15 protein-coding genes are annotated in these 13,128 nt (G+C 66.1%); 12 read left to right on the plus strand and 3 right to left on the minus strand.

What is annotated here, in order from left to right:
* Positions 1-31 precede the first annotated feature (31 nt).
* From fmt to OZN62_RS04415, 3 genes are read left to right on the plus strand one after another with little or no spacing between them, the layout of a single operon-like run.
* Positions 32-937, plus strand: coding sequence for a methionyl-tRNA formyltransferase (gene fmt / locus OZN62_RS04405; RefSeq protein WP_269101528.1), 906 nt, complete (start codon positions 32-34; stop codon positions 935-937).
* Positions 934-1,683, plus strand: coding sequence for a tRNA pseudouridine(38-40) synthase TruA (gene truA, locus OZN62_RS04410; RefSeq protein ID WP_269101529.1), 750 nt, complete (start codon positions 934-936; stop codon positions 1,681-1,683). The genes fmt and truA overlap by 4 nt, the downstream gene beginning before the upstream one ends.
* Before the next feature lie 13 nt (positions 1,684-1,696).
* Positions 1,697-2,809: a zinc-binding dehydrogenase gene (locus OZN62_RS04415; RefSeq protein ID WP_269101530.1), complete on the plus strand. Its 1,113-nt coding sequence runs from the start codon at positions 1,697-1,699 to the stop codon at positions 2,807-2,809.
* A gap of 3 nt (positions 2,810-2,812) precedes the next feature.
* Here OZN62_RS04415 and OZN62_RS04420 read toward each other — a convergent pair whose 3' ends face one another.
* On the minus strand, positions 2,813-4,990 hold the full coding sequence (locus OZN62_RS04420) for a transglycosylase domain-containing protein (RefSeq protein ID WP_269101532.1): 2,178 nt from the start codon (positions 4,988-4,990) through the stop codon (positions 2,813-2,815).
* Between the two features lie 208 nt (positions 4,991-5,198).
* Between OZN62_RS04420 and OZN62_RS04425 the strand changes: the two genes are divergently transcribed.
* Both OZN62_RS04425 and OZN62_RS04430 read left to right on the plus strand, forming a co-directional pair.
* Positions 5,199-5,579 (plus strand): DUF6152 family protein, encoded by a 381-nt coding sequence (locus OZN62_RS04425; RefSeq protein ID WP_269101533.1) that lies wholly within the window; start codon positions 5,199-5,201, stop codon positions 5,577-5,579.
* On the plus strand, positions 5,576-7,270 hold the full coding sequence (locus tag OZN62_RS04430) for an SMP-30/gluconolactonase/LRE family protein (RefSeq protein ID WP_269101534.1): 1,695 nt from the start codon (positions 5,576-5,578) through the stop codon (positions 7,268-7,270). Before OZN62_RS04425 ends, OZN62_RS04430 begins: the two co-directional genes overlap by 4 nt.
* A gap of 4 nt (positions 7,271-7,274) precedes the next feature.
* On the opposite strand, the gene cobS is transcribed toward OZN62_RS04430, so the two are convergent.
* The gene (gene cobS / locus OZN62_RS04435; protein WP_269101535.1) at positions 7,275-8,258 is read right to left on the minus strand and encodes a cobaltochelatase subunit CobS; all 984 of its coding nucleotides are present in this window, start codon (positions 8,256-8,258) and stop codon (positions 7,275-7,277) included.
* An 82-nt stretch (positions 8,259-8,340) separates the two neighbouring features.
* Here cobS and OZN62_RS04440 point away from each other — a divergent pair, with 82 nt between their 5' ends.
* The 3 genes from OZN62_RS04440 (at position 8,341) to OZN62_RS04450 (ending at position 10,084) form a co-directional block, all read left to right on the plus strand.
* Entirely contained in the window at positions 8,341-8,997 is a 657-nt protein-coding gene (locus OZN62_RS04440) for a glutathione S-transferase family protein (protein WP_269101536.1), read from the plus strand.
* 15 nt (positions 8,998-9,012) lie between these two features.
* Positions 9,013-9,369, plus strand: coding sequence for a DUF1428 domain-containing protein (locus OZN62_RS04445; RefSeq protein ID WP_269101537.1), 357 nt, complete (start codon positions 9,013-9,015; stop codon positions 9,367-9,369).
* Positions 9,370-9,487: 118 nt separating this feature from the next.
* Positions 9,488-10,084 carry a glutathione S-transferase family protein gene (locus OZN62_RS04450; RefSeq protein ID WP_269101538.1) on the plus strand — a complete coding sequence of 199 codons (597 nt, stop codon included), beginning with the start codon at positions 9,488-9,490 and terminating at the stop codon, positions 10,082-10,084.
* Here OZN62_RS04450 and OZN62_RS04455 read toward each other — a convergent pair.
* The gene (locus tag OZN62_RS04455; RefSeq protein WP_269101539.1) at positions 10,081-10,671 is read right to left on the minus strand and encodes a J domain-containing protein; all 591 of its coding nucleotides are present in this window, start codon (positions 10,669-10,671) and stop codon (positions 10,081-10,083) included. The two genes, OZN62_RS04450 and OZN62_RS04455, sit on opposite strands and share 4 nt — an antisense overlap.
* Positions 10,672-10,726: 55 nt before the next feature.
* Between OZN62_RS04455 and OZN62_RS04460 the strand changes: the two genes are divergently transcribed.
* The 4 genes from OZN62_RS04460 to OZN62_RS04475 are packed head-to-tail and all read left to right on the plus strand — an operon-like array spanning position 10,727 to position 13,128.
* A complete protein-coding gene (locus OZN62_RS04460; protein ID WP_269101540.1) occupies positions 10,727-11,005 on the plus strand; it encodes a BolA family protein in 279 nt (92 codons plus the stop codon).
* Positions 11,002-11,709, plus strand: coding sequence for a glutathione S-transferase (locus OZN62_RS04465; RefSeq protein WP_269101541.1), 708 nt, complete (start codon positions 11,002-11,004; stop codon positions 11,707-11,709). The genes OZN62_RS04460 and OZN62_RS04465 overlap by 4 nt, the downstream gene beginning before the upstream one ends.
* Before the next feature lie 14 nt (positions 11,710-11,723).
* On the plus strand, positions 11,724-12,611 hold the full coding sequence (locus OZN62_RS04470; protein ID WP_269101542.1) for a pirin family protein: 888 nt from the start codon (positions 11,724-11,726) through the stop codon (positions 12,609-12,611).
* Between the two features lie 28 nt (positions 12,612-12,639).
* Positions 12,640-13,128 carry an FKBP-type peptidyl-prolyl cis-trans isomerase gene (locus OZN62_RS04475; protein ID WP_269101543.1) on the plus strand — a complete coding sequence of 163 codons (489 nt, stop codon included), beginning with the start codon at positions 12,640-12,642 and terminating at the stop codon, positions 13,126-13,128.

Raw genomic sequence — 13,128 nt, forward strand, 5'->3', positions numbered from 1 at the left:
GGGCCGCGCGCGAGGAATAGGAAGGCTGGCGATGCGCCTCATTTTCATGGGAACCCCGGATTTCGCGGTACCGACGCTGAATGCGCTGGTGGATGCGGGTCACGACGTGGTGGCAGTGTACAGTCAGCCGCCCAGCCGCGCGGGGCGCGGGAAGAAGGAGCGTCCCTCTCCCGTCCATGCCCGCGCCGAGGAATTGGGAATCGCGGTTCGCCATCCCGTCAGCCTGAAAGGTGACGAGGAACAGCAGGCCTTCGCCGCGCTGGAGGCCGATGCCGCGATCGTCGCCGCCTATGGCCTGCTGCTGCCGCAAGCGGTGCTCGACGCGCCGAAGCGCGGCTGCCTCAACGTCCACGGCTCGCTGCTGCCGCGCTGGCGCGGGGCGGCGCCGATCCACCGGGCGATCCAGGCGGGCGACGAGCAGACCGGCGTGACCATCATGCGCATGGAGCTTGGTCTCGACACCGGGCCGATGCTGCTGAAGGCCGCGACGCCGATTGCCGACAAGACCACCGGCGAATTGCATGACGAGCTGGCCGAACTCGGGGCATCGCTGATGGTAGAGGCGCTGGCGCAGATCGAGACGCTGCAGGCCCAGCCGCAGGACGAGGCGCTCGCCACCTACGCTCCCAAGATCGCCAAGGCGGAGGCGAAGCTCGATTTCGCCAAGCCCGCCGCCGTGCTGGAGCGCGAGGTGCGCGCCTTCTCCCCCTTCCCCGGCAGCTGGTTCGAACTCGACGGCGAGCGGATCAAGCTGCTGCGCGCCGAGATTGTCGACGCCAGCGGCGCGCCCGGCACCGTGCTGGACGACCGGCTGACCATCGCGTGCGGCGAAGGCGCCCTGCGCCCGGTGAAGCTGCAACGCGCGGGCAAGCCGGCGATGGCACTCGATGAATTCCTGCGCGGCAACGAAGTGAAGGTGGGCAGCAAGGCAGCATGACCCGTTTCGCCCTCACCATCGAATTCGACGGCGGCCCGTTCTTCGGCCTGCAACGGCAGGACAACGGCCCCAGCGTGCAGCAGGCGATCGAGGACGCCGCCCACGCCGTTACGGGAGAAGAGGTGACGCTGCACAGTGCCGGGCGTACCGACAGCGGGGTCCACGCTCTCGCCATGCGCAGCCACCTGGACATCGCGAAGGACATCACGCCGTTCCGCCTGATGGAGGCGCTCAACGCGCACCTGCGGCCCGATCCGGTGGCCATCATCGCCTGCGAGGAAAAGCCCGACGACTGGCACGCGCGCTTCTCCTGCATCGGGCGCAGCTACGAATACCGCATCCGCAATCGCCGCGCGCCGCTGACGCTGGAAAAGGGTCGCGCCTGGCATATCGCCCGTCCGCTGGATCACGACGCCATGCACGAAGCGGCACAGGCGCTGGTGGGGCAGCACGACTTCACCACCTTCCGCTCCGCCCATTGCCAGGCCGCCAGCCCGGTCAAGACGCTCGACCGGCTCGATGTCAGCCGCGAAGGCGACGCGGTGATCGTCCGCGCGGCGGCGCGAAGCTTCCTGCATCACCAGGTCCGCTCCATGGTCGGCACGCTGGCGCTGGTCGGACAGGGGCAATGGCAGGTAGGTCAGGTGGCGGAGGCGCTGGCGGCAAAGGATCGTGCCGCGCTGGGCCTGAATGCCCCGCCAGAGGGTTTGTATTTCGTCGGAGCGCGTTACGAAGACGAGGAATAGGGAGAGAACACGGATGACCACCACCGGACGCCAACTCGTCTCGACACTGACTGCCGACGGCAAGCTTGTGCTGGAACTGCAGGAGAAGGATTTCCCCGCGCCCGCTGGGAACCAGGTGCTGGTGAAGATGGAAGCAGCGCCGATCAATCCGTCCGACCTGATCCTGATGACAACCGGCGTGGACCTCGACAATGCGGAGTATTCGCCGGGAAAGGTGGTCGCCAATGTGGCGCCGCCAATGGTCGCCGCGCAGGCCGGACGGCACGGCAAGCCGCAGACGGTCGGCAACGAAGGCGCGGGCACGGTCATCGCGGCAGGCGCAGGCGAGATGGCGCAGGCGCTGGTCGGCCAGCGCGTCGCTTGTGTGCCGGGCAATGCCTACAGCGAATATGCCCTGGCCGATGCCATGATGTGCATCCCGCTGGGCGAACACAGCTGCGAACAAGGCGCAAGTTCCTTCGTCAACCCGATGACCGCGCTGGGTTTCGTCGAAACCGCCAAGCGCGAAGGGAACGAGGCGATCATCCATGCGGCAGCCGCCTCCAACCTCGGCCAGATGCTCAACCGCATCTGCCAGGAAGACGGCCTGGGGCTGGTCAACATCGTCCGCAAGGACTCGCAAGCCGAGCTGCTCAAGGGCCAGGGCGCGAGCCACGTGGTCAATTCCTCCGACAAGGATTTCGAGCAGCAGCTGGTGCAGGCAATTGCCGAGACGCAGGCTTTCCTCGGCTTCGATCCGATTGGCGGCGGCACCACCACCGACAGCTGCCTGCGCTCGATGGAGCGCGTCGCCGCGGCCAAGCTGACCGAGTACAGCCGCTATGGCTCCGACCAGCCGAAGAAGATGTACATCTACGGCCGGCTCGACCTCTCGCCCACGATCCTGACGCCAAGCTACGGCTTCGGCTGGACCGTCACCGGCTGGCTATTGATGCCCTTCCTCGCCAGCTGCGACATGCCGACGCTGATCGGCATGCGCCAGCGGGTGGTGAGCGGGCTGACCACCACCTTCGCCAGCAGCTACAAGGCCAAGGTCGGTCTCGAGGAAATGCTCACCAGGGATGCCATGATGGACTATGCCCAGATGGCGACCGGTGAAAAATACCTGGTGACGCCCAACGCGTGAGCTTTACGGCCCAGACTGACCCTGCTGGGCCTGCCGCTGCACTTCCTGTTCGATCCGCTGCTGCACGGCCTGTTCGTCGACCTCCATCGACAACTCGCCGTCGCGGACGCCGAATTCCACCGGCACGCCCTCGATATCGGTGACGAAGGTCGCCTCGCCATCGCGGATGATCAGGCGGCGGCCCTCGCCCAGCGGAATGTCCTCCAGATCCGGCACGTCCATCGGCTGCACCGGACCGCTGGGGTCGGGGCTGGGAGTCGGGCGCGGCGGGGCAGCGGAGGCGCCCAGGGCAGCCTGCATGAAGTCGCGCCAGATGCGCGCGGGCAGGCCACCGCCGGAAATGCCGTTGAGCGGTGAATTGTCGTCGTTGCCGATCCACACGCCCACCACCAGATCGCCCGCGTAGCCGACGAACAAGGCATCGCGGTTGTCCTGCGTGGTGCCGGTCTTGCCGTAGTTGGCGATGGAAAGCGTCGCCGCGCGGCCGGTGCCGGAATTGATCGCAGCGCGCAGCATCTGCTGCATTTCCTCGTGGTCGGAACCGTTGAGACTGCCCTGCCCGTTCCACAGCCAGTCGAACCAGCCCTCTTCCTCGCGGGCGAAGGCATGCGGTTCCACCGGGAAGCTGTTGGCGGCCACCCCGGCATAGGCGGCGGTCAGTTCCAGTAGGGTCATGGTAGAGGTGCCCAAGGCCATGCTGGGATCGCCTTCGGGCAGTTCCGAAGTCACGCCCAGTTCGCGCGCGGTCTCGATAACCGCTTCGGAGCCGATCTCGTTGAGCAGCCGCACGGCGGCAACATTGCTCGACTGGGCGAAGGCATCGCGCAGCGTGATAGTGTCCGAATAGCGTCCGCTGGCATTGCTCGGCTGGTAGGAGCCTTCGGTGAACTCGGTATTGTCGATCACGTCGTCCGGGCTCCAGCCGTTGCGCAGCGCGGCGAGGTAGACGAACAGCTTGAAGGTGGAGCCGGGCTGGCGGCGCGCCTGCGTGGCACGGTTGAAGGGGCTTTCCGAATAGTCCTTGCCACCGATCATGGCGACGACTTCGCCATTGGTGCGCATGGCCACCAGCGCGACCTGCGCGTCACCCAGGGGCGCGCGCTCGATCACCCGGCGGGCAGCATTCTGCAGCCGGCTGTCGAGCGTGGTCGTGATGGTCTGCCGCGAATAGCCGACTTCGCTCTGCGCGCGTGCGGCCGGCAGCGCCCAGTCGGCAAAATAGGTGCCGGTGGGCAAGTCGTTGCGGGTGCGCACGTCCAGCGTCGGCACGCGCATGGCATCGGCCCGCTCCTGCGAGATATAGCCGGCGGCGACCATGGCGTTCTTCACCAGCTGGTATCGCTGCGCGGCCAGGTCCGGGTTACGCGTCGGCGCAAGGCGGCTGGGCGCCTGCAGCAGGCCTGCCAGCATGGCCGCCTGTTCGGGACGCAGATTTTCCGGCTGGCGATAGAAGTAATGCAGGCTGGCCGCGCGCAGGCCGTACATGTTGTCGCCGAAATAGGCGTTGGAGAGGTACCGTTCGAGAATCTCGTCCTTGCTCAGCCAGGCTTCCAGCCAGAAGGCGATCAGCGCCTCGCGCGCCTTGCGGGTCATGCTGCGCTCGGGCGTCAGGAAGGTGAACTTGGCCAATTGCTGGGTGATGGTGGAGCCGCCCTGCATCGGGCCGCCGCTCACCTGCGCCCAGGCCGCGCGCGCCACGCCGCGCGGATCGACGCCCCAGTGATCGTAGAAACGCCGGTCCTCGATGGCGAGAAAGGGCTGGATCACGTGGTCGGGCAGCTCGGCCACCTCCACCGGCTCGTCCACCACGGCCCCGTTGCGGGCGATCGGCGTGCCATCGGCGGCCAGCAGCGTGATCTGCGGCGGGGCGATGGGTTGCAGCGACTTGCCCAACGGCGCGGTCACGGCGAGATAGGCGACCAGCAGGATGAACAGGCCGATCAGCGTCGCCAGGATACGACTGGCCCACCACCACCTCGAGCGCCCGCGCGTCCGTTCGGGCATCCAGCGGCGCCAGCCCTCGCGATAGCGGGATGGGTCGTAATGGCGGGTCGGCGAGGCATTGCCGGCATCGAAATCGTCGAGTCCGGACAGCGGCGTCCACGGCGCATTCTCCAGCGCAAGGTCGCGCTCCGACCACCCGGTCCGAGCCGGTTTCCGCCTGAAAGGATTACGCCACATGAAGTTCACAAGAGCTGTCTTAACAAGGTAATACACGTTTGACGAGGGCCAATATGGATAGACACCGGCCCGCCGACAAGATCGCCCCGCTGGACACAATCAATTTCGAGGATGACCTTTGCCCGCCATCGTGGCAGGATGCGCAAAACTATAAAGACTTCGCCTGAACGAGGGCGGGGCTGAGTGGATGCATGATCGGGAGTACACCATGCGCATGCTAATGGGTGCGGCAGCCGCCGCACTTTTGCTGGCCAGCGGGCCAGGCAGCGTCGAGGCGCATCATTCGATGGCCATGTTCGACCAGAACAGCGAGATTACCGTCACCGGCACGGTGCGGCAGTTCCAGTGGAGCAATCCGCACGCCTATATCCAGCTTGTCGCCACCAGCGATCAGGGCGAACCGGTCGAATGGAGCCTCGAACTCGGCTCTCCCGTCTACCTCTACGCCCGTGGCTGGCGTCCACGCACGTTGCGCCCCGGCCAGGAAGTGCGGGTGCGGATCAATCCGCTGCGCAACGGCCGTCCCGGCGGCGCGGTGCTCGACGTGACGGACATGGACGGCAACGCCATCGGGAGCAATCGGCGATGATGCGTCATGCCGCGCTCGCGGTCTCCCTCATCGCGCTGGCCACCAGCCCGGCGCTTGCCGAACATCACGAAGAGCAGGATCGGGCGGAGAGCTTCGCCGAACTGCCTTACTGGCCCGGCTACTGGGTCAGCGAATTGCAGGCCGGAACGCTGATCGGCGGGCACAACCCGGCGCTGATCGAGGCGCGCGAGACCGGCCAGCCGATCCCCGACTTCATGCGCCTGAACGGCGCCAGCGCGCCATGGACCGAAGAAGGCAGGCAACGCCGCATCGATGTCCGCGCCGGGGCGCGTGGGCGCAAGTCGACCGGCTGGGGCTTCCCGATGATGATGAACGCGGCCACCCCGCTGCAGATCATCATCACCCCCGAACAGGTCACCATCATCAACGCCTATAACGAGGCGCGCTACATCTACACCGACGGGCGGCCCATGCCCGACGAGCTGGACATGTGGCCCACCACCTACGGCACCTCCGTCGGCCATTGGGAAGGCGATACGCTGGTGGTGGAGACCCGCATGGTGACGACGCCCAGCGACTTTTTCCACGGCGCCCCGCCCTTTTCCGAAGAGGCGGTCTACCACGAGCGGATCACACTGGAGGGTGACCGGCTCGTCTCGCGCATGGTGATAGAGGACCCGGTCACCCTGTCCGAACCCTGGGAAGTCGAGGTCGCCTTCGTGCGCGACGAGGGCTTCGACCGCATGATCCAGTTCGACTGGGACAACGACCGCACCGGCTTCGACGGGAACTTCAACACCATCGAGATGCCTGGCGCTGACGGCACCGCCATGCTGCTGCCCGCCATCGACGGCGTGGTGGATGCCAGCGCGGCCTGGGAGATCGCCTGGTCCGGCCCGATGACGGCCGACGGCATGAGCGTGACGCCCGAAGGCCACCTGCTGTTCGCACAGGAACAGAGCAACGCCATCTGGCGCCTGACGCCCGATGGGCAGGCCTTTGTCGAATATCCCTACGTCCTTGGTGCGGGCGCGGTTTCGGTGGCCCACGACGGTTCGGTGCTCGCCATCGAGCGCGGCTGCACCGATCCCGGCCTCAACTCGCTCACCTGCGACCAGCCGAGCACCTTGGTGCAGCTGGGCGAAGAACGCCGCATCATTGCCGATGCCTTCGATGACGGCAGCTCGCTGGGCCGCCTGAACGACGTGCATGCCGACGGTCGCGGCGGCGCCTGGGTGACGCAGGGCGCCCTGCACCACATTGCGGCCGATGGCTCCGTCAGCACGGTCTACACGCCAGAAGCCTTCACCAACGGTGTGACCACCAGCCCCGATGGCTCGACGCTCTACGTCACCGACATGCGCACGATCGTCGCCTTCGACCTCGACGCGCAAGGCAACGCCTCCAACCAGCGGGTCTTCGCGACGCTGTCGCAGGATACGCAGGGCTTCGGCGGCGACGGGCTGGCGGTCGATGCCGAGGGACGGCTCTACGTCACCGGCGATGCGGGCATCTACGTCTTCGCGCCTGATGGAACGGAGCTGGGAGTCATCCCCATCCCGCGCCGCGCGATCACGCTGGCCTTCGCCGGGACGGATCGCAGCACGCTGTATGTCGGCGCGATGGGCGCCCGAACGCCCGAAGGCGAGGACTGGACCACGCCCGAAGGCGTGCGCAACGTCGCGATGACGGTCTACAAGCTGCCGGTGCTGACGGCGGGGCCGCGCTGAGGCCTCAGGCCTTGGCGACCGCACTTTCCGGCAGGTCTTCGCCGAACACGCGCTGGTAGTATTCCGCCACCAGCATCCGCTCCGCCTCGTCGCAGCGGTTGAGGAAGCTCAGGCGGAAGGCGTAGCCGGCATTGCCGAAGATCTCGGCGTTCTGCGCCCAGGTGATGACCGTGCGCGGGCTCATCACCGTGGAGATGTCGCCGTTCATGAAGCCCTGTCGGGTCAGGTCGGCAACGCGGATCATGTCCGCCACCAGCTTTTCGTCCAGCGAGGTCTTCGCGCCGACGATCTCGCGCTCGATCTCGGCCGGCAGGTAGTTCAGGCCGACGATGATGTTCCAGCGGTCCATCTGCGCCTGGTTGATGGCCTGCGTGCCGTGATACATGCCGCTGGTGTCGCCCAGGCCAACGGTGTTGGCGGTAGCGAACAGGCGGAAGTGCGGATCGGGCCGGATAACGCGGTTCTGGTCCAGCAGGGTCAGCTTGCCGGTCTGTTCCAGCACGCGCTGGATCACGAACATCACGTCCGGGCGGCCGGCGTCGTATTCGTCGAACACCAATGCCACCGGGTGCTGCAGCGCCCAGGGCAGCAGGCCTTCGCGGAACTCGGTCACCTGCAGGCCATCGCGCAGCACGATGGCGTCGCGACCGACCAGGTCGATCCGGCTGATGTGGGCATCCAGGTTGATGCGGATGGTCGGCCATTTCAGGCGCGCGGCAACCTGTTCGATGTGCGTCGACTTGCCGGTACCGTGATAACCCTGGATCATCACGCGGCGGTTGTGCGCAAAGCCGGCCAGGATCGCCAGCGTGGTATCCGGATCGAAGACGTAGGTCTCGTCGATGTCGGGTACACGCTCGTCCGCCTCGCTGAAGGCGGGGACTTTCATGTCGACATCGATGCCGAAAGTCTCGCGGACGTCCACTTCGGTATCGGGTGCGGGCAACAGGGTGCCGCCGGTTTCGGTGCTGCTGGTCATTTCATTCATCTCGCGCCGCTGCCTAGACGGGCGCTCCCCCTGCTGCAACAAGGTAATGCAGGGCGATACGGACAAAAGACGGGAGAGTGCGATGCTGACGATCTATGGTTTTCCAACCAGCCCCTATGTCCGCAAGGCGCTGCTGGTGGCGGAGGAGAAGGGCCTCGACTACGAGCTGGTGCCCGCCACGCCGCACAAGCCGACGCCGGAATTCCTTTCGGCCAGCCCGTTCCGCATGATGCCGGCGATGGAAGAGGACGGCTTCGCCCTCGCCGATTCCACGGCGATGGCGCTGTACCTCGACGCCAAGTATCCCGAACCCAAGCTGTTGCCGGATGACCCGAAAGCGCGCGGACTGGCAATGATGTTCGACGAATTCGCCGATACCATGCTGGCCGACAGCGCTCGCGCGGTGGGCTTTAACCGGTACATCGGCCCCACCCTGCTCGGCATCACAGGCGATCTCGACGCAGCTGACGCGGCGGAAGAGCGAGCCCACCCGCTGCTCGACTGGCTGGAGGAGCAGATTGGGGACGGCTGGTTGACCGGCGGTGACTATTCCCTTGGAGACATTGCTGTTTCCTGCTGTCTGCGCACGCTGGCCTATGGTATGGACGTGGCGACCCGTCCGCGTACTTCCGCCTGGCTGGAACGGGTCCACGCGCGCCCCGCCTGGCAGGCAGTCGCGGCGAAGGAGGCGGAAATGTTCGCGGCCGCGGAAGGGAGCGGCGAACACCAGCAAGGCTGAAGGGGAGATGGCGTCATGTATGTGCAAGGGTTCCTGCTCGCCGTGCCGGAAGACAAGAAGGACGCCTATCGCGACCTCGCCGCCAAGGCCGGCGAAATATTCGCCAATTACGGCGTCATCGAGATCGTCGAGGGATGGGAAGAGGACGTGGCCGACGGCAAGGACACCGATTTCCGCCAGGCGACCAAGGCCGAGCCGGGCGAAAAGATCGTGTTTTCCTGGATGATCTGGCCCGACAAGGCGACTGCCGATGCTGCCCACGAGAAGATGCAGGACGACGATTTCTGGTCGCAGGACATGGAAATGCCCTTCGACGGGATGCGCATGATCTGGGGCGGCTTCAGCCCGATCTATACCCTCGGGAGAAACTAGTCATCGGCCGGGCAGGCGGGTGACCTGCAACCTCCCACGATCATGGTAGCCTTCGCAGGTAATTGATTTTCTGTCATTTGCTCTGGCATTATCCAGCACGAGTCGCGGGAGGTGACAGGTGTCGGACTACACGTTTTTCTTCAATCCCATGAGCCGGGCGATGATCGCCAACTGGGCCTTCCACGAAGTTGGCGTCACGCCGGACTACGTGCAGGTGGAATGGGACGCCAAGCCGGCAGAACTGCTGGCGGCCAACCCCATGGGCAAGATCCCCACCATCATCCACCACACGCCCGCAGGGGACCGCGTGGTGAGCGAGGCCGCCGCCGTGTGCCATTACCTGGCGGAAATGGAGGGCAAGGCGCTGCTCCCCACGCCCGGAGAGAAGGCCGACTACTACCGCTGGCTGTTCTTCGCCGCCGGACCGCTGGAAGCCGCCATCACCAACAAGACGATGGGGTGGGAACCGGACGGCCCCAAGCAGGAAGGTACTGTCGGCTTCGGCAGTTTCGAGCGCGCCGTGGGTGCTCTCGATACCTGGCTGGCGGATCGCCATTACGTCTGCGGTGACCGGTTCACCATGGCCGATGTCTATGTCGGATCGAGCGTGAACTGGGGCCTGCAATTCGGCACCCTGCCCGATCGTGACAGCTTCAAGGCCTATTCCGCCCGCGTTTCCGATCGCGACGCCTTCAGGGCCAGCATCGGCGGCTAGGCGAAGGCCTCTGCCCGGCGCAGCAGCTGGTAGGCTTCCACCACGCGCTGCAGCAGCGCTTCCTTGCTGCGATCCCCGCCGTTGCGGTCAGGGTGGTAGCGGCGCACCAGTTCCGAATAGCGGCGACGCAATTCGGGACGGTCCGCCTTCGGCCCCAGCCCCATCACGTTCAGCGCCTCCCGCTCGCGCGGGGTGAAGCGGCTGTGCTGTTCGTGGCTGCGACCAGCGGCGGCACGTTTGATGTCGCCCGCGCGGGCGCCGATAGCGTCCAGCGGATCGGCGAAATCCGCCCAGCGCGGCATGCCGTCGACCCCGGCGGTCGGCTTGAAGGCCGGGCTTTCGGTCTGCCAGCCGGCCCCGGGGGCCTGCGCGGCATAGATCTCGTCCGCGCTCATGCCTTCGAACCAGTCGTAGCCGGCGTTGAACTCGCGCACGTGCTCGAGGCAGAACCAGCGCCACTCGCCGGGACCGTCGAAACTGTTGCCGTGGCTGCCCGGCGCACGGAATTCGCCTGCCTCCTGGCAGGTGGGGTGTTCGCACACCCTCCCCTCGCTCTCGTAGCGGCCGTGGAATCGCTCGTTTCGCATGAACACCCATGAATGGGGATTGCACCGCCTGTTGGAAACCCCCAACTGTGGCTGCATGAGTGGACCCGTACAGCAGGAAATCGAAACCCTCCTCCGCGACGCACTGGCGCCGACGCGGCTGGAAGTCATCAACGACAGCGCCCGGCATTATGGCCACGCCGGCGACGACGGCAGCGGTGAATCGCACTTCACCGTGATCGTCGAAAGCGAGGAGTTCGCCGGCAAGAACCGCCTTGCCCGCCAGCGGCTTGTGCTGGCCGCGCTGGGCGACATCCCGGGCGAGCGCGTGCACGCCTTCGCGATGAAGTGCCTCGCTCCCGGAGAGACCGCGTGAGCGTTGAGCTGTGGTACTGGCCGGACATTCCCGGCCGTGGTGAGTTCGTCCGCCTGTTCTGCGAAGCGGGCGAGATCGACTACGCCGACATGGCCCGCGAACAGAGCGCCGATGCGCTGGTGGAGCACATGCACGGCCTGCAGGGCATGCGCCCCTTCGCCCCGCCCTACATCGTCGATGGCGAGGTGGTGGTCGGCCAGACCGCGCTGATCCTGCAATACCTCTCCGACAAGGAAGGCCTTGGCTCGGGCGAGATGGAGACGGACCTGCAATTGCTGCAATTGCAGATGGACATCGCCGATTTCGTGGAGGAGGTGCACTCCGTCCACCACCCCATCGCCAGCGAGCTGTACTATGCCGACCAGATGGAAGCCGCCTTCGACCGCGCGCAGAACTTCCGCGCCAACCGCATTCCGAAGTACCTGATCCATTTCGACAACGCGATTGCCGCCAATGGCGGGCCGTTCAGCCTTGGCCAGCAGTTCAGCCATGTCGACACCAGCCTGTTCCAGGTGATGGAGGGGCTGGACTACATGTTCCCCAACTACATGAAGCAGATGCAGGGCAGCTGGCCGCACCTTGAGGGCCTGCAAGGCGCCGTCCCGGAGATCGAGGGCCTCGCCGATTACCTTGCCAGCGAGCGGCGGCTGGAATTCAACGAGGACGGCATTTTCCGCCATTACGAGGAACTCGACGAAGCCTGAGAGGTCATTTGGGCATGAGCATCATCAAGACCGTCACCCCCGTCAGCCACGAACTGGGCGATTTCACCGTCCGCCGCGCGGTGCCGAGCAAGGAATGCCGCATGGTCGGCCCCTTCGTCTTCGTCGACCAGTTCGGCCCCGCCCAACTGGACCTTGGCAAGGGCATGGACGTGCGCCCGCACCCGCACATCAACCTCGCCACCGTGACGTGGCTGTTCGACGGCGCCATCGACCACCGCGACAGCCTGGGCACCTATTCCACCATCCGTCCCGGCACGGTGAACCTGATGACCGCCGGCAGCGGCATCGTCCATTCGGAGCGCAGCCCGCAGGAAGAACGCGCCAAGGGCCCTTCGCTTTACGGCATGCAGACCTGGCTGGCGCTGCCCGACGGCAAGGAAGAGATCGACCCCGCCTTCGAGGCCGTCAGCGACCTTCCGTGGATCGACGGTGACGGCGCGCGCGCCTGCGTCATCATGGGCGAACTGTGGGGCGAGCGGGCGCAAACCACCTGCTATGCGGACACCATCTATGCCGAGATCGTGCTGACCGAGGGCGGTTCCATCCCCATCGATGCCGAGGCCGACGAGCGCGCGGTGATGCTGGTGGGCGGGGAAGCCGCCATCGACGGCCAGCCGCTGGAGCTTTACGCGCTGACGATCCTGAAGCCCGGCGCCGCCATGACGCTGACCAGCCGCAGCGGCGGCCGCGTCATGCTGCTGGGCGGAGAGGCGTTCTCCACCAAACGTCACGTCTGGTGGAACTTCGTCAGCTCCGATCGCGAAAGGATCAACCAGGCCAAGCAGGACTGGCGCGAGGGCCGTTTCGCCAAGGTGCCGGGCGACGAAGCGGAATTTATCCCCCTGCCCGACGGTAAGCCGCTGACTGTAAGCTATCCCTAGGCACGGATGGCGGTTATGGAGCGGTCCCATGAAAAAGACCGTCCTGACCCTCGCCGCCCTTTCCCTTGCCATTCCCGCCGCCGCGCAGGATGAATCCGCCGCGCCGGAAGTGGGTTCGCTGGCATGGCACAACCTCCAGCAATCGTCGCTGCACAGCCTGCGCCCCGAACAGGGCTGGTCGACGCTGGAAGGGGGCATCAAGTTCCGCCGCACCGCCGGCGAAGGCACCGGCCCCGCTCCAAGCCTGCGTGACGTGGTGCAGGTGAACTACACCGGCACTTTCTTCGACGGCTCGGTGTTCGACAGCAACGAAGGCTCGGCCCCCATCGAATTCCCGCTCTCCCGCCTCGTGCGCGGCTGGCAGATTGCCATCCCCTACATGGGCGTGGGCGACACCGCTGAAATCGCCATCCCGGCAGAGCTGGCCTATGGCCTGCAGGGCCGTGGCCCGATCCCCGGCGGCGCGACGCTGTTCTTCACCATCGAGCTGGTCGGCATCCCCAGCCAGGGCGTGTGA

Origin of the sequence: Aurantiacibacter sp. MUD11 (assembly GCF_026967575.1) — a bacterium.
GTDB lineage: Bacteria > Pseudomonadota > Alphaproteobacteria > Sphingomonadales > Sphingomonadaceae > Alteraurantiacibacter.

Excerpts from the sequence above, each read along its gene's own strand:
- fmt (WP_269101528.1), top strand. The coding sequence starts at position 32 with ATGCGCCTCATTTTCATGGGAACCCCGGATTTCGCGGTACCGACGCTG.
- truA (WP_269101529.1), top strand. The coding sequence starts at position 934 with ATGACCCGTTTCGCCCTCACCATCGAATTCGACGGCGGCCCGTTCTTC.
- OZN62_RS04415 (WP_269101530.1), top strand. The coding sequence starts at position 1,697 with ATGACCACCACCGGACGCCAACTCGTCTCGACACTGACTGCCGACGGC.
- OZN62_RS04420 (WP_269101532.1), bottom strand. The coding sequence starts at position 4,990 with ATGTGGCGTAATCCTTTCAGGCGGAAACCGGCTCGGACCGGGTGGTCG.
- OZN62_RS04425 (WP_269101533.1), top strand. The coding sequence starts at position 5,199 with ATGCGCATGCTAATGGGTGCGGCAGCCGCCGCACTTTTGCTGGCCAGC.
- OZN62_RS04430 (WP_269101534.1), top strand. The coding sequence starts at position 5,576 with ATGATGCGTCATGCCGCGCTCGCGGTCTCCCTCATCGCGCTGGCCACC.
- cobS (WP_269101535.1), bottom strand. The coding sequence starts at position 8,258 with ATGAATGAAATGACCAGCAGCACCGAAACCGGCGGCACCCTGTTGCCC.
- OZN62_RS04440 (WP_269101536.1), top strand. The coding sequence starts at position 8,341 with ATGCTGACGATCTATGGTTTTCCAACCAGCCCCTATGTCCGCAAGGCG.
- OZN62_RS04445 (WP_269101537.1), top strand. The coding sequence starts at position 9,013 with ATGTATGTGCAAGGGTTCCTGCTCGCCGTGCCGGAAGACAAGAAGGAC.
- OZN62_RS04455 (WP_269101539.1), bottom strand. The coding sequence starts at position 10,671 with ATGCGAAACGAGCGATTCCACGGCCGCTACGAGAGCGAGGGGAGGGTG.
- OZN62_RS04460 (WP_269101540.1), top strand. The coding sequence starts at position 10,727 with ATGAGTGGACCCGTACAGCAGGAAATCGAAACCCTCCTCCGCGACGCA.
- OZN62_RS04470 (WP_269101542.1), top strand. The coding sequence starts at position 11,724 with ATGAGCATCATCAAGACCGTCACCCCCGTCAGCCACGAACTGGGCGAT.
- OZN62_RS04475 (WP_269101543.1), top strand. The coding sequence starts at position 12,640 with ATGAAAAAGACCGTCCTGACCCTCGCCGCCCTTTCCCTTGCCATTCCC.